This window comes from Streptomyces sp. NPDC057099 (assembly GCF_042671245.1).
Taxonomy (GTDB): Bacteria; Actinomycetota; Actinomycetes; order Streptomycetales; family Streptomycetaceae; genus Streptomyces; species Streptomyces purpurascens.
On record NZ_JBHUTX010000002.1, the window covers coordinates 324,389 to 346,258 of the forward strand.

Genomic DNA, 21,870 nt, shown 5'->3' on the forward strand with positions numbered 1-21,870 from the left:
GAACCTCTCCGCCGGAAACGCCCCGATCCCACGCGTGCGCGGCCTGTTCCCGCGGCTGCGCGGGCTGCGCACCCGCCTGGTGGTGGCGTTCGCGCTCGTCGCCGCGCTCACCGCCGCGACCACCGGCGCCCTGAGCTTCCGGGAGGCGCGCACGGGTGTGCTCCAGCAGAGCCAGGACACCGTGATCAAGCTGCTGCGCACCCAGGTCGACCGGCTCGCCCCGCAGCTCTCCTTCCCACCCGCCGAGGCCGAACTGCGGCGCTTCGCCGGTGACGTGGCCCGCGCCGAGCCGTCCGGGAACTGGCGCGTGCTGGTCGCCTACGAGGATCTGAGCGGCACGTCCCTCCCCGACGACCCGTTCGACGAGCTGACGCCCGATCTGCGCGAGGCCGTGGACTCCAGTCCGGCCACCGTCTTCCAGCGGGTGAACACCGGTGACCACACCTCACTCGTCGTCGGCATGTCGGTCACCTTCGCCGGCGAGGAGAACCGCGGGATCGCCTCGGGGCTCAAGGTCTTCCTCACGGTGCCGCAGGCCACCGAACAGCGGTACGTGGACGCCCTGGTCACCGCCGTGGAGCGGGCCACCGTGCCCGCGCTGGGCGTCGCCGTGCTGCTCGCGCTGCTCGCCGCGCGCGGGGTGCTGCGGCCGGTGCGCGCACTGCGGCACGCCACCCGCAGCATCGCCGAAGGGCGGCTGGACACCCGGCTCGCGGTCAACGGCTCCGACGAACTCGCCGATCTGTCCCACACGTTCAACGAGACGGCCGCCGCCCTGGAGGAGTCGGTGGCCGAACTGCGCGGCATGGAGGCCCGGGCCCGCCGCTTCGCCGCGGACGTCTCGCACGAACTGCGCACCCCGCTGGCCGCCATGGCGGCGGTCACCGACGTCCTCGACGAGGACGCCGCCCGTCTCGACCCGGACACCGCCACCGCGGTCCGGCTGATCAGCGAGGAGACCGTGAAGCTGGCCCGTCTCGTGGACGACCTGATGGAGATCTCCCGCTTCGACGCGGGCGCCGCGGTGCTGCACCTGGACGAGATCGACCTCGCCGAGTCGCTGCGCCGCACCCTCGCCGACCGTGCGTGGGCCGACCTGGTGGACGCCGACCTGCCGCCACCGGACGCCGTACGCGGCCGCGTCGACCCGCGCCGACTCGACGTCGTGGTGGCGAACCTGGTCGGCAACGCGCTCCGGCACGGAGCCCGGCCGGTCCGTCTCGGTCTGCGCGCGGGCGGCGACCGGTCGGCGGTCATCGAGGTGCTGGACAGCGGCCCCGGCATCCCCGAGGACGTCCTGCCGCACGTCTTCGAGCGCTTCTACAAGTCGGACACCGCCCGCACCCGGACCGAGGGCAGTGGTCTGGGTCTCGCCATCACCGCGGAGAACGTCCGGGTGCACGGCGGCAGCGTCCGGGCCGCCAACCGTCCGGAGGGCGGCGCGGTGTTCACCGTCGAACTCCCGCTGCGGCGGGACGAACCGGCCCGCGGGGAGCACCGGTGACGGCCCGGCGCCGCGCCGCGCTGCTGGCCCTGCCGGCGCTGTGCGGGCTCGCCTCCTGCGGCATCCCGGCCACCGGCGTGGTGGAGGCGGGCGGTCCCGCCGGCGGGGTCGTGCCGACGGTACGGGTCTACTTCGTGGCGGACGGCAAGCCCAGGCCCGTCTCGCGTCGGGGCGTCACCCCGATCGGCGCCGCGTCGGCCGTGGAGGCGCTGCTGCAGGGGCCCACGGCGGAGGAACAGGCCTTCGGGCTGAAGTCGTTGCTGCCGCGGACGAGGGTGGACCTGCCGACGGCCGTCCCGGCCGATCCTGCCCCGTCGGCGGCCACGGAGGTCCCGCGGCCGCCCGCCACGGAGGACCCACGGGCGGCCGAAGCCACGGACTTCGCGAAGGTCACGACGCGGGGCGACCAGGTGTCCATCGAACTGTCCCTGTCCTCCGCCGACGATCTGCCCGATCTCGCGGTGGCCCAGCTGATCTGCACCGCCACCGAGGCCGCGCGGGTCGCGAACCCCGGGGACGACCCGGTGACGGTCACGGTCGAGGGCCGGGACGGCCGCCGTCTCGAGAGCACGGCGCGCTGCCCCACCACATGAGGGACATCGGCGACGACCCGAAGAAGTTGCACGAGACGTATCGTCTCGCCTAAGGTCGACGCATGACCAGTCGCGCGCACATCGCCATGTTCTCCATCGCCGCCCATGGCCACGTGAACCCGAGCCTCGAGGTGATCCGCGAGCTCGTGGCGCGCGGCCACCGGGTGACCTACGCGATCCCGCCGGTCTTCGCTGAGAAGGTCGCGGACACCGGTGCCGAGGTGAAGCCCTGGAACTCCACGTTGCCCTCGCCCGACGACGACCCCGAGGCGTGGGGGAGCACACTGCTCGACAACGTGGAGCCGTTCCTCGACGACGCGATCCAGGCGCTCCCGCAGCTGATCGAGGCCTACGAGGGCGACGAGCCGGACCTCGTGCTGCACGACATCGCCTCCTACCCGGCCCGCGTCCTCGCCCACCGCTGGGGCGTGCCCGCGGTCTCCCTGTCACCGGCCATGGTCGCCTGGGAGGGGTACGAGGAGGAGGTCGCCGAGCCCATGTGGGCGGAGCCGAGGAAGACCGAGCGCGGGCGCGCCTACTACGCCCGGTTCCATGCCTGGCTGGAGGGGAACGGCATCACCCGGCACCCCGACCCGTTCGTGGGCCGTCCCGACCGCTCGATCGTCCTGATCCCCAAGGCGCTCCAGCCGAACGCGGACCGCGTCGACGAGACGGTGTACTCCTTCGTCGGAGCCTGCCAGGGCGAGCGCCCCGCCGAGGGCGGCTGGCGGCGGCCGGCCGGTGCCGAGAAGGTCGCGCTCGTCTCCCTCGGCTCCGCCTTCACCAAGCAGCCGGGCTTCTACCGGGAGTGCGTCAAGGCGTTCGGCGACCTGCCCGGCTGGCATCTGGTGCTGTCGATCGGCAAGCACGTCGACCCGGCCGACCTCGGGGACGTTCCCGCGAACGTCGAGGTGCGCTCCTGGGTGCCGCAGTTGGCGATCCTGAAGCAGGCCGATCTGTTCGTGACACACGCCGGCGCGGGCGGCAGCCAGGAGGGCCTCGCCACCGCCACGCCGATGATCGCCGTACCGCAGGCCGTGGATCAGTTCGGCAACGCGGAGATCCTGCAAGACCTCGGCGTCGCCCGGTACCTCGCCACGGAGGAGGCGACCGGCGAGGCCCTGCGCGAGGCCGCCCTCGCCCTCGTCGACGACCCCGAGGTCGCCGGCCGCCTGAAGATCCAGGCGGAGCTGCTCCGGGAGGGCGGCACCCGCCGCGCGGCCGACCTCATCGAGGCGGAACTGCCCGCTCGACAGGGTTAGTCGGGGCGTTCGCGCGCCGGGCCGTCACACCGCGACGGCCTGGCGGGTGAGGGTCTGGCGGGCCTGGTCGAGCGTGGCGTCCATCCGCGCGGCCTGCCCCTTGGTGAACATGAACATCGCGGCGTCGTCGGTGTAGTCCATGTAGTTCATGAACATGTCGCCGTTCGGCCCGTTGCCGCACGTCACATGGGGGAAGTCGGGTGAACCGAGGTTCGGCCCCGCCTGGTTGGGGGTGTCCGACACGAAGTCGCCGCCGCTGCACCCCTCGTCGTCGTCGCCCCAGATGTGCCGCAGGTTCAGCCAGTGCCCGATCTCGTGCACGGCCGTACGGCCGCCGTCGAACGGCGCCTTGGCGGTGCCGGTGGTCCCGAAGGCGGAGGTGGTGACGACCACCCCGTCCGTGGAGGCGGCGCCGCCCGGGAACTGGGCGTAGCCCAGCAGTCCGCGGCGCAGCGGGCTGACCCAGAGGTTCAGGTAGATGTCCGCGGGCCAGGCGTCCCGGCCCCCGCTCAGGCTGAACTTGACCAGGTCGTCCGTGCCCCAGTCCGGGGTCGAGGACGGGGTCCGGGTGATGCCGTCGGTGGGGCGGCCCAGCGGGTCGGTCCGGGCGAGGTGGAACTGCAGGCGCACATCGGCCACGAGGTCCTGCCAGGCCGCCGGAACCTTGTTGACGTCCGGGTTGCCGGCCCGGAAGTCCTGGTTGAGTACATCGATCTGACTCTGGATCTGGGCGTCGCCCACATTCTGCTCGGGGGTGCTGTGCACGACGTGCACGACGACGGGGATGTCGACGAGGCTCTGCCGGCCGGTGACGTGTTCCAGCTGCTCGTAGGTGAACGCGGTGTTCTCGATCAGGGCCCGGTTCTCGGCGTACTCCGGGTTCAGGTCGAGGAGTCTGCGGTGCACCTCCATGGCACCGCACCAGTGGCTGTAGTCGGCGGAGGTGACGCGGAGATAGGACTGGGCGTCGGACATGACTGCCCCTCGGGAAGCTGAGGGTGTGCCGCGCACGCGGCTGCGGAAGTGCGCGTCTGACACGCGCCGCGAGGGCCGGGCGACGCCGGTCGGAGCGGTCGGTTGCCCGTTCCCTCCGAACCCATACAATGACAATCCTAGTCTTTTGGGTACAAGACCGGCAATGTGTACGGCTTCGGGCGAGTGAGGTGGCCGGGTCATGCGAGAGCCCTCGTCGGACCTGTTCCGTTCCTGGATCCATTCCTACGAGGAGGACCACGAGGACGTGCGGGTGTACCGGCCCGACGACCACCCCTTCCCGCCCGCGCGCGGGCGCCGCGGCATGGAGTTCGCGCCCGACGGCGCCTTCGTCGACCACCCGCTGGGACGCGGTGACGCTCCCGCTGCCGTGCCCGGCCGCTGGCGGCTCGTGGCGGACCGTCATATCGCGCTCACCTTCGACGGTGCCCGCCCGGACCGGGAGCTGGAGATCGTGCGCTGCGACGCGAGCGTGCTGCACGTGCGCCGACTCACGAACTGAGAGGGCCTGTCGGTTGCCCAGGCAACCGACAGGCCCTCTCAGGGCAGCGGCGGGGATCAGACCTTGAGAGGCTCGCCCTCGTCGTCCCGCGCCGCCGGTCCGGCGACGATCGCCCGCGGCGCCTCGTCGTGCGTCAGGTCCGGCAGCCGGTGCAGCCACTTCGGCAGATACCAGTTGCGCTCCCCGAGCAGCGCCATCACCGCCGGCAGCAGCACGCCCCGGATGATCGTCGCGTCGATGAGCACCGCGGCCGCGAGGCCGACGCCCATCTGCTTCATGGACTGCATGGACAGCGTCCCGAAGATCGCGAACACGGCGACCATGATGACCGCGGCACTGGTGACGACCCCGGCCGTGGTGACCACGCCGTGCCGGATCGCGTCCTTGGTCTCCAGACCCCGCAGCCGCGCCTCCCGGATCCGGGAGACCACGAACACGTGGTAGTCCATCGACAGGCCGAACAGGATCACGAACAGGAACAGCGGCAGCCAGGTGATGATGGCGCCGACGCCCTCCGCGCCCACCAGGGACGCGCCCCAGCCGTGCTGGAAGACCGCGACGAGGATGCCGTACGCCGCGCCCACCGACAGCAGGTTCAGCACGATCGACGTGAGCGCGATCGTCAGCGAGCGGAACGACAGCAGCATCAGCAGGAAGGCGAAGACCACGACGAACGCGAAGACCGGGACGACGGCTCCGGCCAGCTGGTCGTTGAAGTCCTTCGACCCCGCGACCTGCCCGGTGATCGGCGCCTCGACCCCGTCGACCCTGCCGAGCGTGGCCGGACGCACCTCGTCACGCAGCTTGTCCAGGCTCACGCCCGCCCGGTCCAGGTCGGAGCCGCCGACCAGCGGGACGTAGACGAACGCGACGTTCTGCGTGTCGTGCAGCTTGATCTCCACCGGGCCGCGCGAGGCGCCCGAACTGATCGCCCGGTCACGGAAGTCGGCGAGTGCGGACTTCACCTCCGGCGCGTTGATGTCGTCCGCCTTGACGACGACCTCGGCCGGCTCCGAACCGCCCGGGAAGGCGTCGTTGAGCCGGTTGTACGTCTGCACGATCGGCAGCGAGTCGCCGAACTCCTGGTCCAGTGTGAGCTGCTGCGTCTTCATGCCGAGCGCGGGGGCGGTGATGGCCAGCAGCGCACCGGCCGCCACCGTCACGGCGATCACGGGCCGGGCGAGGACGCGCCGCAGCACGGCCGTCCAGAACTGGCTGTCCTGGCGGGCGCCCGGCTTGCGCCGGCGCAGGAACGGAATGCGGCCCTTCTCCACGCGCTCGCCCAGCAGCGACAGCAGCGCGGGCAGCACCGTCACGGACCCCACCATGGCCACGGCCACCACCATCAGCGAGGCCAGGCCCATCGCCTCGAACTCGGCGAGCCCGGTGAACAGCATGCCCGCCATGGCCACGCAGACCGTGACACCGGAGACGACGATCGCGCGGCCACTGGTCGCGGCGGCGATCCTCAGGGCCGTCTGCGCGTCATGGCCGGCCTCGCGCTCCTCGCGCTCCCGGCGCAGATAGAACAGGCAGTAGTCGACGCCGACCGCCATGCCGACCAGCAGCATCACGGAGTTGGCGGTGTCGCTCATCGGCTGGAGGTGGCTGACGATGCCCATCAGACCCATCGTCGCCATGATCGCGGTGACCGCCAGCGCCACCGGCAGCAGGGCCGCCACCAGCGCGCCGAAGGCGATGAGCAGAATGCCGAACGCCACCGGCACCGCCGAGTACTCGGCCTTCTTGAAGTCGTCCCCGAACGCGTCGTCGAACGTCTTCATCATGCTCGCGCCGCCGATCTCCTCGATCCGCAGCGACGCGTGGTCCTTCTGGACGCCCTCGACGGCCTTCAGCACCGGCTCGACCCGCTCGCCCGCGGTGTCCGCCGCGCCGCGCATGTCGAACTGCACGAGCGCGCTGCGCCCGTCCTTCGAGATGGTCTTCGTGTCGTACGGCGAGGTCACGTCGGTGACCCGGCCGGTCTCCTCGACGGCCCGGACCACGGCCGTGACGGCGTCCCTGAACTCGGCGTCCGTGGCCTTGAGTCCGCCGTCCCCGGCCTGGATCAGGACGGTCTCACCGGCCGGCTCGTCGATCCCGGCGTCCTCGATGATCCGCGCGGCGGTGTGTGTCTCCCCCTTCAGCTGGTCGCTGTCCTTGACGTCGACCCGGCCCGCCGCCGAACCGAGCCCCACCGCCAGGACGACGAACAGCACCCAGATGCCGACGGCGGCCCATCGGTGCCGGGCGCTCCAGCCGCCGGCCCGGGCCGCAAAGCCCCGCACCCGCGCTTCTCCGTTCCCCATGACGGGCTCGCCCCCTCGTGCAGCGGTGACGGCCCCCTGCCGCCCCCTTCCGATTCGAAGGTAGGCGCCGGATAAAGCCATCTCGTCGTGCTGCCCGGTGAGGTGGCGGGGCCGGAACTCATCCCCATGGACCTCGTCTCCTCCGCACTGGGGAGGACCGCCGGGGACCGTGGCCCCTTACACATACTGTGTGGATCCTGAGCAGATGGTTGTGCCCCGCGGTGACCGATGAGTAATTTACGGGGCCGGGCAGCCGCCCGCCGACGGCCCTCGTGCCCACCCCCACGGGGCACGACGGCCGTCCTATGGTGTGCGGATGACGACGACGTACGCGGCACTGCTGCGCGGCATCAACGTGGGCGGCAGCAGGAAGGTCCCGATGGCGGACCTGCGCACACTCCTGGAGAACCTCGGCCACGAGAACGTGCGCACGTACCTGCAGAGCGGCCAGGCCGTGTTCGCTTCCGGCCACGGCGACGAGCGCTCCCACGCGGCCGAGATCGTGCACGCCGTCGAGAAGCACTTCGGCTTCGGCGTCGACGTGATCGTGCGCGACCACGCCTATCTGAAGGCGATCGCCGACGCGTGTCCCTTCCCGGCCGCCGACCTGGAGGCCAAGCAGCTCCACGTCACCTACTTCTCCGCGCCCGTGGACCCCGACCGCTTCGCGGAGATCGACCAGGCCGCCTACCTCCCCGAGGAGTTCCGCCTGGGCGACCGCGCCCTGTACCTGTACGCCCCGAACGGCCTCGGCCGCTCCAAGCTGGCCGAACACCTGTCGAAGCCGCGCATCAACAAGGGCGTGATCGCCACGACCCGCAACTGGAACACCGTGGTGAAGCTGGTGGAGATGACCGGTGCCTGAGCACGACCCGGCCGTCGAGTCCGCCGTCGACCGTGAACTGGCCCTGCTCACGCCGCCATCATCGCCTCCCTGGCCGCCACCACCGACCTCGAAGCCCTGCCGATCGACCCCTCCCGCATGCGCGGCGTACAGCTGGCCCACCAGGTAACGTCGTACGGCGACCGGCAGGAGTGACCCTCCGCCCGGATCCCCCCCCAACCGGCACCGCACGTTTGGCCGAATCGCCCCCACGCGGCCCGGGGCCTTGGCACCGTAGGGCCATGACGAGCACCGATGATCAGACGACTCCCTCCGGTCGTACGACCGCCGTCCAGGCCATGCGCGGCGCGGCGAGCCAGCTCGCCGAACTGCTGGGCAAGACGCCCGACTCCGTCACCGCCGTCCGCCCGACCCCGGACGGCTGGACCGCGGACGTGGAGGTCGCGGAGCTGGAGCGGGTCCCCGACACCATGACCATCATGGCGACCTACCGGGTCACCCTCGACCCGCAAGGCCGGCTGCTCGGCTACGAGCGGGTGCGCCGCTACGCCCGCGGCCAGCTCGACCGGCAGCGCTGACACCGACCCGGCTCCCCAACTCCCCCTCGCGGCAACTCTTTTGGTGTTCACGTGAACACGGCCGCCGCCGCCCCCGTACCTACGGGCGGCACGAGAACGAGTCTCGCGAGAGGAATCGCCCACGTGACCGTCATGACGCAGTCCGGCGGGATGCAACCCGCCGCCACCTCCAGCGGTTCGGGTTCCGCCGGACTCTTCGACATCCTCGAACTGATCCTGGACCGCGGGCTCGTCATCGACGTGTTCGTCCGTGTCTCCCTGGTCGGCATCGAGATCCTGAAGATCGACATCCGTATCGTCATCGCCAGCGTCGACACCTACCTGCGGTTCGCCGAGGCCTGCAACCGCCTCGACCTGGAGGCCGGCCGCAAGGCCCCCGACAAGCTCACCGACATCGTCGGCAACCTCGTCGAGAGCGGCGCCCGGGGCAAGACCAGCGGCGCGATCGGCGGGGCCATCGACGCGATCGGCGACATCTTCGACCGCGACGACAAGGACCGCGAGGACGAGCGGTGAGCGGCGTCTACGTCTACGCCGTCACCCGCTCCGACCACCCCCTGCGGCTCGACGGCCTGCGCACCGTCGGCGGGACCGACGACCCCCCGCGCGTCCTCGTCCACGGCCCGCTCGCCGCCGTCGTCAGCGTCGCGCCACCGGACCTGCGGCCCAAACGCCGTGACCTCGTCGCCCACCAGGAACTGCAGGAACGCCTCATGGCCGACGGATCGGTCCTCCCCATGCGGTTCGGCCTGCTCGCCCCGGACGACACCGCCGTCACCACTGCCCTGGAGCACAAGGGCGAGGAGTACACCCGAAGGCTCGGCGAACTGCACGGCACCGCCGAGTTCAACCTCAAGGCCGCCCGCTCCCAGGACGACCTGCTGCGCGAGGTGCTCGACGAGTCGGAGGAGGCCCGCCGGCTCAACCGGCACACCCGCGACGGCAGCGGAGCCTACGAGGACCGCCTCGCCCTCGGTGAACTCGTGGCCCGGCAGGTCGAGGCCCGGCAGCGGCACCAGGCCGACGAGATCGTCGGGCGACTGTCCGGGCTGGCCCGGGCCAGCGTCGTGGCCGACCCGTCCAAGGACGACTTCCTCAACGTCTCCTTCCTCGTCGAACGCGCCCGCGCCGACGAGTTCACCGCGGCCGGCCGGGGCCTGGCCCACGACTACGGCGCCGCCTACGACTTCCGGCTGCGCGGTCCGCTGCCCCCCTACAGCTTCGCCGCCTGACGGGAGCATCCATGGGCCTGCTCACCGGCATCCTCACCCTCCCGCTCGCGCCCCTGCGCACCACCCTCTGGGCCGCCGAGCAGCTCCAGGCCGCCGCCGAGGACCAGTACTACGACCCCGCCCCCGTCCGGCAGGCCCTCGTCGACCTGGAACGCGCCCTGCTGGAGGGACGGATCGACGAGACCGAGTACGACCGCCGCGAGGACGAACTGCTCGACCGGCTCGACGAGATCAACGCCCGGAGACGAGGCCCCCGACCATGACCCACCCGGCATCAGGCGGACTCGCCGGACCGTCCCGCTTTCCCTCCCCCTACGACCAGGGGCCCGGCGCCCAGACCGCCAACCTCGCCGACATCCTCGAACGGGTCCTCGACAAGGGCGTGGTCATCGCCGGCGACATCCGCATCAACCTGCTCGACATCGAACTGCTCACCATCAAGCTGCGCCTGCTCGTCGCCTCCGTCGACAAGGCCAAGGAGATGGGCATCGACTGGTGGGAACACGACCCCTCCCTTTCCTCCCGGGCCGCCCGCCCCGAGCGGTCCCTCGCCGACGAGAACGAACGACTGCGTGCCGAGATCGCCGCACTCAAAGCGGCCGAGAGGAGACCGGAGTCATGACCGAACCGAACCTCGTCTACACGTACGCCGTCCTGCGCCGCACCCCCGAGGCCACCGCCGCGGTGACACATCTGCGCGGAGTCGCCGGAGAGCCCGTCCACCTGGTCGACCCGGCGGCCGGCACGCACCCGCTCGCCTTCGCCGTCGGCCACGTCCCGGCCGCCGACTACGACGAGACGCCCCTCAAGGCCCACCTCGACGACCTGGACTGGCTGGAGTCCACGGTCCGCTCCCACCACGCCGTCGTGGCCGCACTCGTCGGCTGCGGCGCCGCCGTACTGCCCCTGCGCCTGGCCACCGTCTACCACGACGAGGACGGCGCCCGGCAGGCCCTCGACATCCGACGCGACTACTTCCTGTCCCTGCTGGACCGCCTCACGGGCCATGTGGAACTCGGCGTCAAGATCTACGCCACGCCCGACATCACCCCGCCCGAGGCGGACACCGGCGCCGGACAGGAACAGCCCACCGGCCTCGGTGCCGGCCGCGCCTATCTGTCGATCCGCCGCCGCAGACAACGCAGGAACGAGGAGGCCTGGCGCACGGTCGCCCAGGCCGCCGCGCACCTCACCGAGACGGCCCGCGCCCTCGCCGTCGACCGTGTGGCCCACAGCCCGCAACGCGGCAGCCTCGCGGGCCCCGGCCCCGGCACCAACGTGGGCAACGACGCCTACCTCGTCCCCGCCGAACGCGTCGACGCCTTCCGCGCCGGCATCCTCGCGGCCGCCGAAGGCGTCCCCGGCCTCCGTGTGGAGATCACCGGCCCCTGGGCCCCCTACTCCTTCGCCCTCCAGCCGGAGTCGGAGCCCGCCGCGTGAGCGTCGCCCCCTACGCCGACCGCCCGGTCGCCCTCATCGACCTGCTCGACCGGCTTCTCCAGGGCGGTGTCGTCGTCACCGGCGACCTCGTCCTGTCCATCGCGGACGTCGACCTGGTCCGCATCGACCTGCGCGCGGTCATCGCCCCCGTGGCCGCTTCGGCACTCTCCCGGATCAGTGAGGCCCCATGTCCCCGGCCACCCGCCGTCTGACCGCCGACCCGGACACGGTCGAACGCGACCTGGTCAAACTGGTCCTGACGGTCGTCGAACTCCTCCGCCAGCTCATGGAACGCCAGGCCCTGCACCGCGTCGACGTCGGAGACCTGACCGAGGAACAGGAGGAACGCGTCGGCCTGACCCTGATGCTCCTCGACGACCGCATGCGGGAACTCCGCGCGCGCTACGACCTTCGCCCGGAGGACCTCAACCTGGACCTGGGCCCGCTGGGCACCCTGCTGCCACCCCACCGGTGACGGCTGCGCGCGCTCAGGCGCTCACGGCGGTCAGCATCGGCGCCCGCGCCGCCTCGTACCGCTCCAGCACCACCCGCGCCACCTCCGGCGCCGGTCCCAGTACGTCGGCCAGGACGTCCGCCTCCGCCGCGCCCCGGGCGATGCGGTCCGGGAGGCGGCCGGGGGCGAGGACGTAGGGGGCGACGGCCACCCGGGAGCAGCCGAGGGCGCGGAGTTCGCGGACCGCGTCCTCGGTACGCGGGAGGGATGCGGAGGCGAACGCAGGCCGCACGGCGCACCAGCCGGTGTGCCGCCACTCCCGCGCGATTTCTGCGATCACTGCGATCGCCTCCGGGTCGGTGGACCCCGCCGAGGCCAGGACGACCCCGGTCGAGGACTTGTCGGCGGGCGACAGGCCCGCCTCGTACAGGCGCCGTTCCAGCGCTGCCGACAGCAGCGGGGACGGGCCCAGAACCTCCGCCTGGTGGACGCGGAGCTGCGGGGGAGCGTCCGCGAGGACCGCCGGGATGTCCGCCTTCGCGTGGAACGCCCGGGTCAGCAGGAGGGGCAGGGCCACGACGTCACGGACGCCCTGGACCGCCAGGGACTCAAGGACCCCCTGCACCGAGGGGACGTTGAAGTCCAGGAAGCCTGTCTCCACCCGTACGTCGGGACGCAGGGCGCGTACCCGCCGCATCAGGGCGTGCACGGTCGCGGCGTGCCGCGGGTCGCGGCTGCCGTGGGCGATGACGAGGAGGACAGGCTTGTTGTTCATGGGACTTCAGCTCTTCACCAACAGGCCGCGGTTGCGCAGCACCCACCGCTCCAGCGGGCTGAAGATGAGCAGGTCGATGGCGATACCGACGATCAGGATGAGCAGGATGGCCTCGAACACCATGGCCATGTCGCTGGCGTTGCGGCCGTTCTCCAGCAGCTGGCCGAGGCCCACGCCGAGGTCGGGGAAGGACGCGATGATCTCCGCGGCCATCAGGGAGCGCCACGAGAACGCCCAGCCCTGCTTCAGACCGGCCACATAGCCGGGCAGCGCGGCCGGCAGGACGATGTGCCAGGTGCCCTTCAGGCCCGTGGCGCCGAGCGTACGGCCCGCGCGCAGGAACAGCGGGGGCACCTGGTCGACGCCCGAGACGAGGCCGTTGGCGATGGACGGGACCGCGCCGAGCAGGATCACCGCGTACATCATCGAGTTGTTCAGGCCCAGCCAGATCACCGCCGGCGGCACCCAGGCGACCGACGGCAGGGACTGCAGGCCCGACAGGATCGGGCCGAGGGCCGCGCGGACGACCTTCACCCGGGCCACCAGCAGACCCAGCGGGGTGCCGATCACCAGGGCGAAGCAGAAGCCGAGCAGACCGCGCGAGACGCTGGTCCAGATGTAGCCGAGCAGCTCGCCCTCGAGCCACGCCGTGTGGACGACGTCCCACACGGCGGACGGCGCGGGCAGCTTGGTCGGGTCGTCGACGACCTTGAACGAGACGAGGGCCTGCCAGACCGCCAGCACCAGCGCGACGGCGATGACGGGCGGCAGGATCTTCTGGACGAAGGTCTGCCGGAACGGCGTGCGGTGCGTCTGCCTCGACTCCAGCGCGTCGAGGCCCGCCTCCAGACCGGCGAGATCGCTGCCGTCCTTGGCGACGGTCGTCGAATCAGTGCTGGCCATGACGGCGGATCTCCCCACGCAGTTCTTCGGTGATCTCGACGGACAGCTCCGCCACCTGGGTGTCCTCGATGCGGCGCGGGTGCGGGATGTCCACCGTCCACTCACGGGCGATCTTGCCCGGACGGGAGGACAGCAGCACCACGCGCTGCGCGAGCCGGACCGCCTCGCGCACGTTGTGCGTGACGAACAGGACGGACAGCTGTGTCTCGCGCCAGATGCGGGTCAGCTCGTCGTGCAGCACGTCCCGCGTGATCGCGTCCAGCGCCGCGAACGGCTCGTCCATCAGCAGCAGCTTGCTCTCCTGGGCGAGCGCGCGCGCCAGCGCGACCCGCTGGCGCATACCGCCCGACAGCTCGTGCACCCGTTTGCCGTACGCGCCCTTCAGCCGGACCAGTTCGAGCAGTTCCTCGGCCCGCTCGCGCCGCTCGGCCTTCGCGATGCCCCGCAGCTTCAGGGCGAGTTCGATGTTCTTGCCCGCGGTCAGCCACGGGAACAGCGCGTGCTCCTGGAACATCAGCGCCGGGCGGCCGTCCGTGGTGATCTCGCCGACGCTGGGCCGGTCCAGGCCCGCCACCAGGTTGAGCAGGGTGGACTTGCCGCAGCCCGAGGCCCCCAGGAGGGTGACGAACTCGCCGGGCGCGACATCGAGGGTGATGTCGTCCAGGACGAGCTGCTGCCCGGCGGGGCCCGCGAACGACTTCGAAACGTGTTCGATCCGGGCGGCGTGCGTGGCCGACTCAGTGCCGTCGGCGGCCTTGGTGAGGGTGGTGGCCATGGTCGTCACCTCCTGGGAACTCTTCGGGATGCGGGCTACTTGGCGCCGAGACCGGCGTCGTCGACCGTGGGCGCGCCCTCGGCCTCGAGGACCTTGTTCAGCGGCGCGAGGTCGTAGATGCCGTTCAGGTTCGGCTTCTGCAGCAGCCCCGCCTTCACGGCGTGCTGGGCCTCGGTGTTGAGGGTGGAGGCCAGCGGGTCGTCGGTGAACTGGATGGACTTCCACGCCGGGTCCAGCACCTCGGCGGGCAGCGCCTTGCCGGAGTCGGCCTCCAACTGCTTGTTCGCCGCCGCCTTCGCCGCGTCCGGGTTGGCGTTGATCCACTTGTTGGTCTCGACCGAGCCCTTGAGCACGGCCTCGACGACCTTCGGGTGCTCCTTGAGGAAGTCCTGCCGCACGATGATGTTCGTGATCACGAACTTCTTGTCGGGCCACAGCGAGGCCTCGTCGAGCAGCACCTTGCCGCCCTCGGCGACCAGCTTCGAGGCGGTCGGCTCCGGCACCCAGGCACCGTCGACGGACCCGGACTTGTAGGCGTCCGGGGTGACCTTGTTGTCGCTGCGGACGACGGTGACGTCACCCTTGCCGCTCTGCGGATCGACCTTCCAGCCCTGCTCGGCGGCCCAGTTGAGGAACGCCACGTCCTGCGTGTTGCCGAGCTGCGGGGTGGCGATCCGCTTGCCCTTGACGTCCTTCAGGGACTTGATCTTGTCCGGGTTGACCACGAGCTTCACGCCGCCGGACGCCGAACCGCCGATGATGCGCAGGTTCTTGCCGGCGGACTTGGTGTAGCCGTTGATCGCCGGGGAGGGGCCGATCCAGCCGATGTCGATGGACTTGGAGTTCAGTGCCTCGATCTCGGACGGACCGGCGTTGAAGATCGCGGGCTCGACCTTGGTGGCGCCCAGCGCCTTCTGGAAGATGCCCTTCTGCACGCCCACCAGCGCGGTTCCGTGGGTCAGGTTGCCGAAGTAACCGATCTTGACGCTGTCGAGACCGTCGATCTTCTTCGCCCCGGCGGCGACCTTGGAGGCCCCGTCGTCCTCGGCCTTGGAGCCGTAGCCGCAGGCGGCCAGGGTGAGCAGGGGAAGCGCGGCCATGACCGCGAGGGATCGGCGCAGAGCGGATGATGCAGGCACGGGAGGTGTTCCTCTCGGAGGCCCGGCGGTCACGGTCTCTCAGGTCGTGGCCGGGAGGTCGGCAGGTTTGCGTCTACGGCGGTGGGGGGTGAGGGCGCGCAGGCAGTGCGCGTACGTCAGCGCACACATCGCGCCACTCCGCCCTGCCCGCTGCCGAGAGCACCGCTGCCGACGCGGCCGCCCTCCTTCGCGAACGTGGAGAAGAAGTCGGGGGAGTTCATGTCAGAAGTCCCACCCGTCGTCGTCGGCCTCGTCCTTCACCGGCTCCGGAGAGGCGAAAGACTCGCCGACCATGCCGGCGGTGAGGGTCTGGCCGTCGTTCGGGTCGATCAGGATGAACGAGCCGGTGCGGCGCGAGTCGGAGTAGGAGTCGACCGGCAGCGGCTCGGCGGTACGGATCTTCACCCGGCCGATGTCGTTCGCGACGAGCTGCCCCGGGTGCGGGTGCAGGGACAGGTCGTCGAGCGTGAGACGGGACGGGATGTCCTTGACGATCGCCTTGACCGTGCGGGTGCCGTGCTTGAGCAGCACCCGGTGGCCGACGGTCAGCGGGGCGTCCGCGACATGGCAGACCGTCGCCTCGATGTCCTGCGTGGTCGCGGGCGCGTCCTTGGTGGGCACGATCAGGTCGCCGCGCGAGATGTCGATGTCGTCCTCCAGCAGGAGGGTCACCGACTGCGTGGTCCACGCGACGTCGACCGGCTCGCCCAGCAGATCGATGCCGGCGACCTTCGAGGTGCGGCCCGAGGGCAGCACGGTGACCTGCTCGCCGACGTGGAACGAACCGGCGGCGATCTGACCGGCGTAGCCCCGGTAGTCCGGGTGGTCGGAGTTCTGCGGCCGGATCACGTACTGCACGGGCAGCCGGGCGTGGCAGTGGCTCAGGTCGTGGCTGACCGGCACCGTCTCCAGGTGCTCCAGCACCGTCGGGCCGCCGTACCAGTCCATGTTCGCGGAAGGCTCCACCACGTTGTCGCCGACGAGCGCCGAGATCGGGATCGCGGTGACCTCGGGGACGCCCAGCTCGGTCGCGTACGCCGTGAACTCCTCGGCGATGGCGGCGAACACCTTCTCCTCGTACCCGACGAGGTCCATCTTGTTGACCGCGAGGACCACGTGCGGGACGCGCAGCAGGGCGGCGAGGGCGGCGTGCCGGCGGGTCTGTTCGACGACGCCGTTGCGCGCGTCGACCAGGATGACCGTCAGCTCGGCCGTCGAGGCGCCGGTGACCATGTTCCGCGTGTACTGCACATGGCCGGGGGTGTCGGCGAGGATGAACCGCCGCAGGGGCGTGGCGAAGTAGCGGTACGCCACGTCGATGGTGATGCCCTGCTCCCGCTCGGCCCGCAGACCGTCCGTCAGCAGCGCGAGGTCCGGCGCCTCCTGGCCCCGGCTCGCCGAAGCGCGCTCCACGGCCTCCAGCTGGTCGGTGAGGACCGACTTGGAGTCGTGCAGCAGCCGGCCCACCAGGGTGGACTTGCCGTCGTCGACGGAGCCGGCGGTGGCGAACCGCAGCAGGGTGGTCTCCGCGAGTTCCTCGGTCGTGATGGTGCTCATCTCTAGAAGTACCCCTCGCGCTTGCGGTCTTCCATCGCGGCTTCGGACATCTTGTCGTCGGCGCGGGTCGCGCCGCGCTCGGTGAGCCGGGAGGCGGCGATCTCGACGATCACCTTCTCGATGGTGTCGGCCTCGGAGTCGACGGCCCCGGTGCAGGACATGTCACCGACCGTGCGGTAGCGCACCAGGCGCTTCTCCACGGTCTCGTCGTCCTTCGGTCCGCCCCACTCGCCGGCGGTCAGCCACATGCCGCTGCGCTGGAACACCTCACGCTCGTGGGCGTAGTAGATCTGCGGCAGCTCGATGCCCTCGCGGGCGATGTACTGCCACACGTCCAGCTCGGTCCAGTTGGACAGCGGGAACACGCGCACGTGCTCACCGGGGGCGTGCCGGCCGTTGTACAGGTTCCACAGCTCCGGGCGCTGCCGGCGCGGGTCCCACTGGGAGAACTCGTCCCGCAGGGAGAACACCCGCTCCTTGGCCCGGGCCTTCTCCTCGTCGCGGCGTCCGCCGCCGAAGACGGCGTCGAACTTCTCCGCCTGGATCTTCTCGGTCAGCGGCAGGGTCTGCAGCGGGTTGCGGGTGCCGTCCGGGCGCTCCTTGAGCACACCGCGGTCGATGTAGTCCTGGACGGAGGCGACGTGCAGCCGCAGTCCGTGCTTCTCGACCGTGCGGTCCCGGTAGTCGAGGACCTCGGGGAAGTTGTGCCCGGTGTCCACGTGCAGCAGGGAGAACGGCACCGCCGCCGGCCGGAAGGCCTTCAGCGCCAGGTGCAGCATGACGATGGAGTCCTTGCCGCCGGAGAAGAGGATCACCGGCCGCTCGAACTCGCCCGCCACCTCGCGGAAGATGTGCACGGCCTCGGACTCGAGGGCGTCGAGGTGGGACAGCGCGTAGGGGCTGTCGGTCTCCTCGGAAACGGTGGCCGCGGTCGTCATGCCAGTCCCCTTTCGCTGAGCAGGGCGTACACCGACGCCGCGGACTCCTGCACGGTCTGGTTCTGCGACTCGATGCGCAGATCGGGCGACTCGGGTGCCTCGTACGGGTCGTCGACCCCGGTGAGTCCCGTGAGCTCGCCCGCCGCCTGCTTGGCGTACAGGCCCTTCACATCGCGCTCGCTGCAGACCTCGACCGGCGTGGCCACGTGGATCTCCACGTACGCCGTCCCGTTCGCCTGGTGCCGCTTGCGCACCGCCTCGCGGCTGTCCTGGTAGGGCGCGATGACCGGGACGAGGGCGAGCACGCCGTTGCGGGCGAGCAGTTCGGCGACGAAGCCGATCCGCTGCACGTTGGTGTGCCGGTCCTCGCGGGTGAAGCCGAGGCCCGCCGAGAGGAACTCGCGGATCTCGTCGCCGTCGAGCACCTCGACGCGGCGGCCCTCGGCGCGCAGCCGGCCGGCCAGCTCGTGGGCGATGGTGGTCTTGCCGGCACTCGGCAGACCCGTGAGCCAGACGGTGGCTCCGGTCGTCACGTCGGTCTCCTGAATCGTCGTCGTCATCCGTGCAGCCCGCACTCGGTCTTGTTGCTCCCCGCCCAGCGGCCGGCACGGGCGTCCTCGCCCTCCAGCACCCGGCGGGTGCAGGGAGCGCAGCCGACGGAGGGGTAGCCGTCCATCAGCAGCGGGTTCGTCAGGACGCCGTGTTCGGTGACGTAGGCGTCCACGTCGTCCTGGGTCCAGCGGGCGATCGGGGAGATCTTCACCTTCTGCCGCTTCTCGTCCCAGCCGACCACCGGGGTGTTCGCCCGGGTCGGGGACTCGTCGCGGCGCAGACCGGTCGCCCAGGCCCGGTAGTCCTTCAGGCCCTCCTCCAGCGGCTGCACCTTGCGCATCGCGCAGCACAGGTCGGGGTTGCGGTCGTGCAGCTTCGGGCCGTACTCGGCGTCCTGCTCGGCGACCGTCAGGCGCGGCGTGAGCGTGATGACGTTGACGTCCATCACGGCGTCGACCGCGTCGCGGGTGCCGATGGTCTCCTCGAAGTGGTAGCCGGTGTCGAGGAAGACCACGTCCACGCCGGGCATCGCCCGGGAGGCGAGGTGGGCGACCACCGCGTCCTCCATGGAGGAGGTCACGCAGAAGCGCTTGCCGAACGTCTCGGCCGCCCAGGTGAGGATCTCCAGCGCGGAGGCGTCCTCCAGGTCGCGGCCCGCCTGCTCGGCGAGCGCCTTCAGTTCTTCGGTGCTGCGCTCTTCCTGAGTGGTCGTCATATCTCTGCCCCTCCGGAGTCGGATCGCTTCAGTCCCTGGGACAGCAGTCCGAGGAACTTCAGCGAGAAGGCCCGGCTGCACGCCGCGCATTCCCACGCCCCGTGCCCCTCCTCGCTGGGACGCAGGTCCTCGTCACCGCAGTAGGGGCAGTAGAACGGGGCGGCGCGCTCGCTCATGTCAGGGACTCCTCGCCGGCCCGGGCGGCCCAGGCGGCGAACCGCTCGCCGTCCTCGCGCTCCGCCTCGAACCGCTTCAGGACGCGCTCGATGTAGTCGGGCAGCTCCTCGGAGGTGACCTTCAGACCGCGCACCTTGCGGCCGAAGCCCGCCTGAAGGCCCAGCGCGCCGCCGAGGTGCACCTGGTAGCCCTCGACCTGCTCGCCCTCGCTGTTGACGACCAGCTGTCCCTTGAGACCGATGTCCGCCACCTGGATACGGGCGCAGGCGTTCGGGCAGCCGTTGAGGTTGATGGTGAGCGGCTCGTCGAAGTCCGGCAGACGGCGCTCCAGCTCGTCGATCAGCTGCGAGCCGCGCTGCTTGGTCTCGACGATGGCGAGCTTGCAGAACTCGATGCCGGTGCAGGCCATGGTGCCGCGCCGGAACGAGGACGGCCGGGCGGTCAGGTCGAGCGCCTCCAGGCCCTCGACCAGCGACTCGACCTGGTCCTCCTCGACATCGAGGACGATCATCTTCTGCTCGACGGTGGTGCGCACCCGGCCCGAGCCGTGTGCCTCGGCGAGGTCGGCGATCTTCGTGATGGTCGCGCCGTCGACGCGTCCCACGCGCGGGGCGAAGCCGACGTAGAAGCGGCCGTCCTGCTGCCGGTGCACGCCGATGTGGTCGCGCCAGCGCTGCACGGGCTCGGCGGGCGCCGGTCCGTCGACGAGCTCACGCTTGAGGTACTCGTCCTGCAGCACCTGGCGGAACTTCTCCGGGCCCCAGTCGGCGACCAGGAACTTCAGCCGGGCGCGGGTGCGCAGCCGCCGGTAGCCGTAGTCGCGGAAGATGCCGATCACGCCGGCCCACACGTCCGGGACCTCGTCCAGCGGCACCCAGGTGCCGAGCCGGACGCCGATCTTCGGGTTGGTGGACAGGCCGCCGCCGACCCACAGGTCGAAGCCGGGGCCGTGCTCGGGGTGGTCGACGCCGACGAACGCCACGTCGTTGATCTCGTGGGCCACGTCGAGCAGCGGCGAGCCGGAGATCGCCGTCTTGAACTTGCGGGGCAGGTTGGAGAATTCCTTGCTGCCGATGAAGCGGCGGTTGATCTCGTCGATGGCGGAGCTGCCGTCGATGATCTCGTCCTCGGCGATACCGGCGACCGGCGAGCCGATGACCACACGCGGCGTGTCACCGCAGGCCTCGGTCGTGGACAGGCCGACGGCCTCCAGCCGGTCCCAGATCTCGGGCACGTCCTCGATCCGGATCCAGTGGTACTGCACGTTCTGCCGGTCCGTGATGTCGGCGGTCCCGCGCGCGAACTCCTGCGAGATCTCGCCGATCACCCGCAGCTGCCGGGTGGTGAGCCGGCCGCCGTCGATGCGGACGCGCAGCATGAAGTACTCGTCGTCCAGCTCCTCCGGCTCCAGGATCGCGGTCTTGCCGCCGTCGATCCCGGGGCGGCGCTGGGTGTACAGACCCCACCAGCGCATCCGGCCGCGCAGATCGTTCGGGTCGATCGAGTCGAAGCCCCGCTTGGAGTAGATCGTCTCAATGCGTGTCCGCACATTGAGACCGTCGTCGTCCTTCTTGAACTGTTCGTTGCCGTTGAGCGGGGTGAAGTGTCCCGCGGCCCACTGACCCTCACCGCGGTGACGGCTCACCTTGCGGCGGGGAGTCGCGGCGGCAGGCTTCTGCGGGGTGGCGGCCATGGTTGATACGTCCTTCGGGACAGGCGGGAAAGCGGCTCTGACCTGCGCGCGCGGGCGCACGGTGATACGGGCGCGTCATTGCGCAGGAAAGGAGACGAGAAAGGGGATGCCGGGCTGCGTGAGTGCTCTCAGCGCGCCGGACAGATGGCGCTGGACATGCGGCCGAGGTCGACGTGCCGCCGACTCACCAAGGCAATTCCAGTTCCAGACATGACGGAAGCGTGTCACGGCGATCTGGACACAGTCCAGCTTCGTCCAAGATGCGGACACTCGTGTCTCGAAATCCAAGACATGCGTGTCCTTGGTCACATTGGGTCGCCCCAGGGTGTCCGACCAGGTCAGACGGGGAACGCCCCAGGCCACGGTCCCGGAGCGGCGACGTCCGCCTCCTCCTCGACCTTGGTGTCGAACAGCTGGAACCCACGGCGCTGGTAATTGTCCATCGCGTGCTCGCCGTCCTTGCTGCAGGTGTGCAGCCAGACCCGTTTCGTCGGCGTCAGTCCCGCCCAGCGGTCCGCGAGGTCCCAGGCCCGGGCCGTGCCGTACGACAGCAGGTGCCCGCCGATGCGCCGGCCCCGGAAGCCGGGCAGCAGTCCGAAGTAGACGATCTCCACGACCGCGTCGTCCTGCGCCTCCAGCTCCACGTACCCGGCGGGCGTGCCCCGGTCGTAGGCCACCCACGTCTCCACGCCGGGCCGCTCCAGGTGCTCCTGCCAGCGGGCGTACGACCAGCTCAGCCGGTCGGTCCAGCGGATGTCGCCGCCCACCGACGCGTACAGGAACCGGCTGAACTCGGGCGAGGGCACCTCGGAGCGGACGACCCGGACGTCCCCCTCCGGCGCGACGGCCGGCAGCAGGTCGGTCGGGGCGGTCTGCTCCAGGGACCAGGTGGTCACGGCGATGGTCGGCATGAGGGTCAGGAAATCATCAGGTAT

General features: G+C 70.9%; 27 protein-coding genes. 13 read left to right on the top strand and 14 right to left on the bottom strand.

Features of this window, described 5'->3' with window-relative positions:
- Window positions 1–79: 79 nt before the first annotated feature.
- From ACFT4A_RS03855 to mgt, 3 genes are all read left to right on the top strand, one after another.
- Entirely contained in the window at window positions 80–1,504 is a 1,425-nt protein-coding gene (locus tag ACFT4A_RS03855; protein WP_382825958.1) for a sensor histidine kinase, read from the top strand.
- A complete protein-coding gene (locus tag ACFT4A_RS03860; protein ID WP_382825663.1) occupies window positions 1,501–2,097 on the top strand; it encodes a hypothetical protein in 597 nt (198 codons plus the stop codon). Before ACFT4A_RS03855 ends, ACFT4A_RS03860 begins: the two co-directional genes overlap by 4 nt.
- Window positions 2,098–2,159: 62 nt before the next feature.
- Window positions 2,160–3,359: a macrolide-inactivating glycosyltransferase gene (gene mgt, locus ACFT4A_RS03865; protein ID WP_382825665.1), complete on the top strand. Its 1,200-nt coding sequence runs from the start codon at window positions 2,160–2,162 to the stop codon at window positions 3,357–3,359.
- 24 nt (window positions 3,360–3,383) lie between these two features.
- On the opposite strand, the gene ACFT4A_RS03870 is transcribed toward mgt, so the two are convergent.
- Window positions 3,384–4,334, bottom strand: coding sequence for a zinc metalloprotease (locus ACFT4A_RS03870; protein ID WP_382825666.1), 951 nt, complete (start codon window positions 4,332–4,334; stop codon window positions 3,384–3,386).
- A 199-nt stretch (window positions 4,335–4,533) separates the two neighbouring features.
- Between ACFT4A_RS03870 and ACFT4A_RS03875 the strand changes: the two genes are divergently transcribed.
- Entirely contained in the window at window positions 4,534–4,854 is a 321-nt protein-coding gene (locus ACFT4A_RS03875) for a hypothetical protein (protein WP_382825667.1), read from the top strand.
- Window positions 4,855–4,910: 56 nt separating this feature from the next.
- On the opposite strand, the gene ACFT4A_RS03880 is transcribed toward ACFT4A_RS03875, so the two are convergent.
- On the bottom strand, window positions 4,911–7,163 hold the full coding sequence (locus tag ACFT4A_RS03880; protein ID WP_382825669.1) for an MMPL family transporter: 2,253 nt from the start codon (window positions 7,161–7,163) through the stop codon (window positions 4,911–4,913).
- A gap of 316 nt (window positions 7,164–7,479) precedes the next feature.
- On the opposite strand from ACFT4A_RS03880, the gene ACFT4A_RS03885 reads away from it, so the two are divergent.
- The 9 genes from ACFT4A_RS03885 (at window position 7,480) to ACFT4A_RS03925 (ending at window position 11,732) form a co-directional block, all read left to right on the top strand.
- Window positions 7,480–8,028, top strand: a complete 549-nt coding sequence (locus ACFT4A_RS03885; RefSeq protein ID WP_382825671.1) for a DUF1697 domain-containing protein — start codon at window positions 7,480–7,482, stop codon at window positions 8,026–8,028.
- A gap of 260 nt (window positions 8,029–8,288) precedes the next feature.
- On the top strand, window positions 8,289–8,585 hold the full coding sequence (locus ACFT4A_RS03890; protein WP_382825673.1) for a gas vesicle protein: 297 nt from the start codon (window positions 8,289–8,291) through the stop codon (window positions 8,583–8,585).
- Between the two features lie 123 nt (window positions 8,586–8,708).
- On the top strand, window positions 8,709–9,101 hold the full coding sequence (locus ACFT4A_RS03895; RefSeq protein ID WP_382825674.1) for a gas vesicle structural protein GvpA: 393 nt from the start codon (window positions 8,709–8,711) through the stop codon (window positions 9,099–9,101).
- Window positions 9,098–9,817 carry a GvpL/GvpF family gas vesicle protein gene (locus ACFT4A_RS03900; protein WP_382825676.1) on the top strand — a complete coding sequence of 240 codons (720 nt, stop codon included), beginning with the start codon at window positions 9,098–9,100 and terminating at the stop codon, window positions 9,815–9,817. The genes ACFT4A_RS03895 and ACFT4A_RS03900 overlap by 4 nt, the downstream gene beginning before the upstream one ends.
- 11 nt (window positions 9,818–9,828) lie before the next feature.
- Complete coding sequence (locus tag ACFT4A_RS03905) at window positions 9,829–10,080, top strand: gas vesicle protein GvpG (RefSeq protein WP_382825677.1); 252 nt, start codon at window positions 9,829–9,831, stop codon at window positions 10,078–10,080.
- Entirely contained in the window at window positions 10,077–10,439 is a 363-nt protein-coding gene (locus ACFT4A_RS03910) for a gas vesicle protein (RefSeq protein ID WP_382825679.1), read from the top strand. The genes ACFT4A_RS03905 and ACFT4A_RS03910 overlap by 4 nt, the downstream gene beginning before the upstream one ends.
- On the top strand, window positions 10,436–11,257 hold the full coding sequence (locus ACFT4A_RS03915) for a GvpL/GvpF family gas vesicle protein (protein WP_382825681.1): 822 nt from the start codon (window positions 10,436–10,438) through the stop codon (window positions 11,255–11,257). Before ACFT4A_RS03910 ends, ACFT4A_RS03915 begins: the two co-directional genes overlap by 4 nt.
- Window positions 11,254–11,469 carry a gas vesicle protein gene (locus ACFT4A_RS03920; protein ID WP_382825683.1) on the top strand — a complete coding sequence of 72 codons (216 nt, stop codon included), beginning with the start codon at window positions 11,254–11,256 and terminating at the stop codon, window positions 11,467–11,469. Before ACFT4A_RS03915 ends, ACFT4A_RS03920 begins: the two co-directional genes overlap by 4 nt.
- Window positions 11,445–11,732, top strand: coding sequence for a gas vesicle protein K (locus tag ACFT4A_RS03925; protein WP_382825684.1), 288 nt, complete (start codon window positions 11,445–11,447; stop codon window positions 11,730–11,732). The genes ACFT4A_RS03920 and ACFT4A_RS03925 overlap by 25 nt, the downstream gene beginning before the upstream one ends.
- A 13-nt stretch (window positions 11,733–11,745) precedes the next feature.
- Here the strand turns inward: ACFT4A_RS03925 and ACFT4A_RS03930 are convergent, their stop codons facing one another.
- The 12 genes from ACFT4A_RS03930 to ACFT4A_RS03985 form a co-directional block, all read right to left on the bottom strand.
- Window positions 11,746–12,486, bottom strand: coding sequence for a sirohydrochlorin chelatase (locus tag ACFT4A_RS03930; protein ID WP_382825686.1), 741 nt, complete (start codon window positions 12,484–12,486; stop codon window positions 11,746–11,748).
- A 6-nt stretch (window positions 12,487–12,492) separates the two neighbouring features.
- Window positions 12,493–13,389 carry an ABC transporter permease gene (locus ACFT4A_RS03935; RefSeq protein WP_382825687.1) on the bottom strand — a complete coding sequence of 299 codons (897 nt, stop codon included), beginning with the start codon at window positions 13,387–13,389 and terminating at the stop codon, window positions 12,493–12,495.
- Window positions 13,376–14,164, bottom strand: a complete 789-nt coding sequence (locus tag ACFT4A_RS03940; RefSeq protein WP_382825689.1) for an ABC transporter ATP-binding protein — start codon at window positions 14,162–14,164, stop codon at window positions 13,376–13,378. Before ACFT4A_RS03940 ends, ACFT4A_RS03935 begins: the two co-directional genes overlap by 14 nt.
- Window positions 14,165–14,199: 35 nt before the next feature.
- Complete coding sequence (locus tag ACFT4A_RS03945; protein ID WP_382825691.1) at window positions 14,200–15,303, bottom strand: ABC transporter substrate-binding protein; 1,104 nt, start codon at window positions 15,301–15,303, stop codon at window positions 14,200–14,202.
- A 222-nt stretch (window positions 15,304–15,525) separates the two neighbouring features.
- Window positions 15,526–16,860, bottom strand: a complete 1,335-nt coding sequence (locus ACFT4A_RS03950) for a sulfate adenylyltransferase subunit 1 (RefSeq protein WP_382825693.1) — start codon at window positions 16,858–16,860, stop codon at window positions 15,526–15,528.
- A gap of 2 nt (window positions 16,861–16,862) precedes the next feature.
- Window positions 16,863–17,798, bottom strand: coding sequence for a sulfate adenylyltransferase subunit CysD (gene cysD, locus ACFT4A_RS03955; protein ID WP_382825694.1), 936 nt, complete (start codon window positions 17,796–17,798; stop codon window positions 16,863–16,865).
- Window positions 17,795–18,331, bottom strand: a complete 537-nt coding sequence (gene cysC / locus ACFT4A_RS03960; RefSeq protein WP_382825696.1) for an adenylyl-sulfate kinase — start codon at window positions 18,329–18,331, stop codon at window positions 17,795–17,797. The genes cysD and cysC overlap by 4 nt, the downstream gene beginning before the upstream one ends.
- A gap of 23 nt (window positions 18,332–18,354) precedes the next feature.
- Complete coding sequence (locus tag ACFT4A_RS03965; protein ID WP_382825698.1) at window positions 18,355–19,065, bottom strand: phosphoadenylyl-sulfate reductase; 711 nt, start codon at window positions 19,063–19,065, stop codon at window positions 18,355–18,357.
- A complete protein-coding gene (locus ACFT4A_RS03970; protein ID WP_215117804.1) occupies window positions 19,062–19,241 on the bottom strand; it encodes a hypothetical protein in 180 nt (59 codons plus the stop codon). The genes ACFT4A_RS03965 and ACFT4A_RS03970 overlap by 4 nt, the downstream gene beginning before the upstream one ends.
- Window positions 19,238–20,935, bottom strand: coding sequence for a nitrite/sulfite reductase (locus ACFT4A_RS03975; RefSeq protein ID WP_382825699.1), 1,698 nt, complete (start codon window positions 20,933–20,935; stop codon window positions 19,238–19,240). The genes ACFT4A_RS03970 and ACFT4A_RS03975 overlap by 4 nt, the downstream gene beginning before the upstream one ends.
- Before the next feature lie 128 nt (window positions 20,936–21,063).
- On the bottom strand, window positions 21,064–21,147 hold the full coding sequence (locus ACFT4A_RS03980) for a putative leader peptide (RefSeq protein WP_310591794.1): 84 nt from the start codon (window positions 21,145–21,147) through the stop codon (window positions 21,064–21,066).
- A 126-nt stretch (window positions 21,148–21,273) separates the two neighbouring features.
- Entirely contained in the window at window positions 21,274–21,846 is a 573-nt protein-coding gene (locus tag ACFT4A_RS03985; RefSeq protein ID WP_189721513.1) for a GNAT family N-acetyltransferase, read from the bottom strand.
- Between the last annotated feature and the right edge of the window lie 24 nt (window positions 21,847–21,870).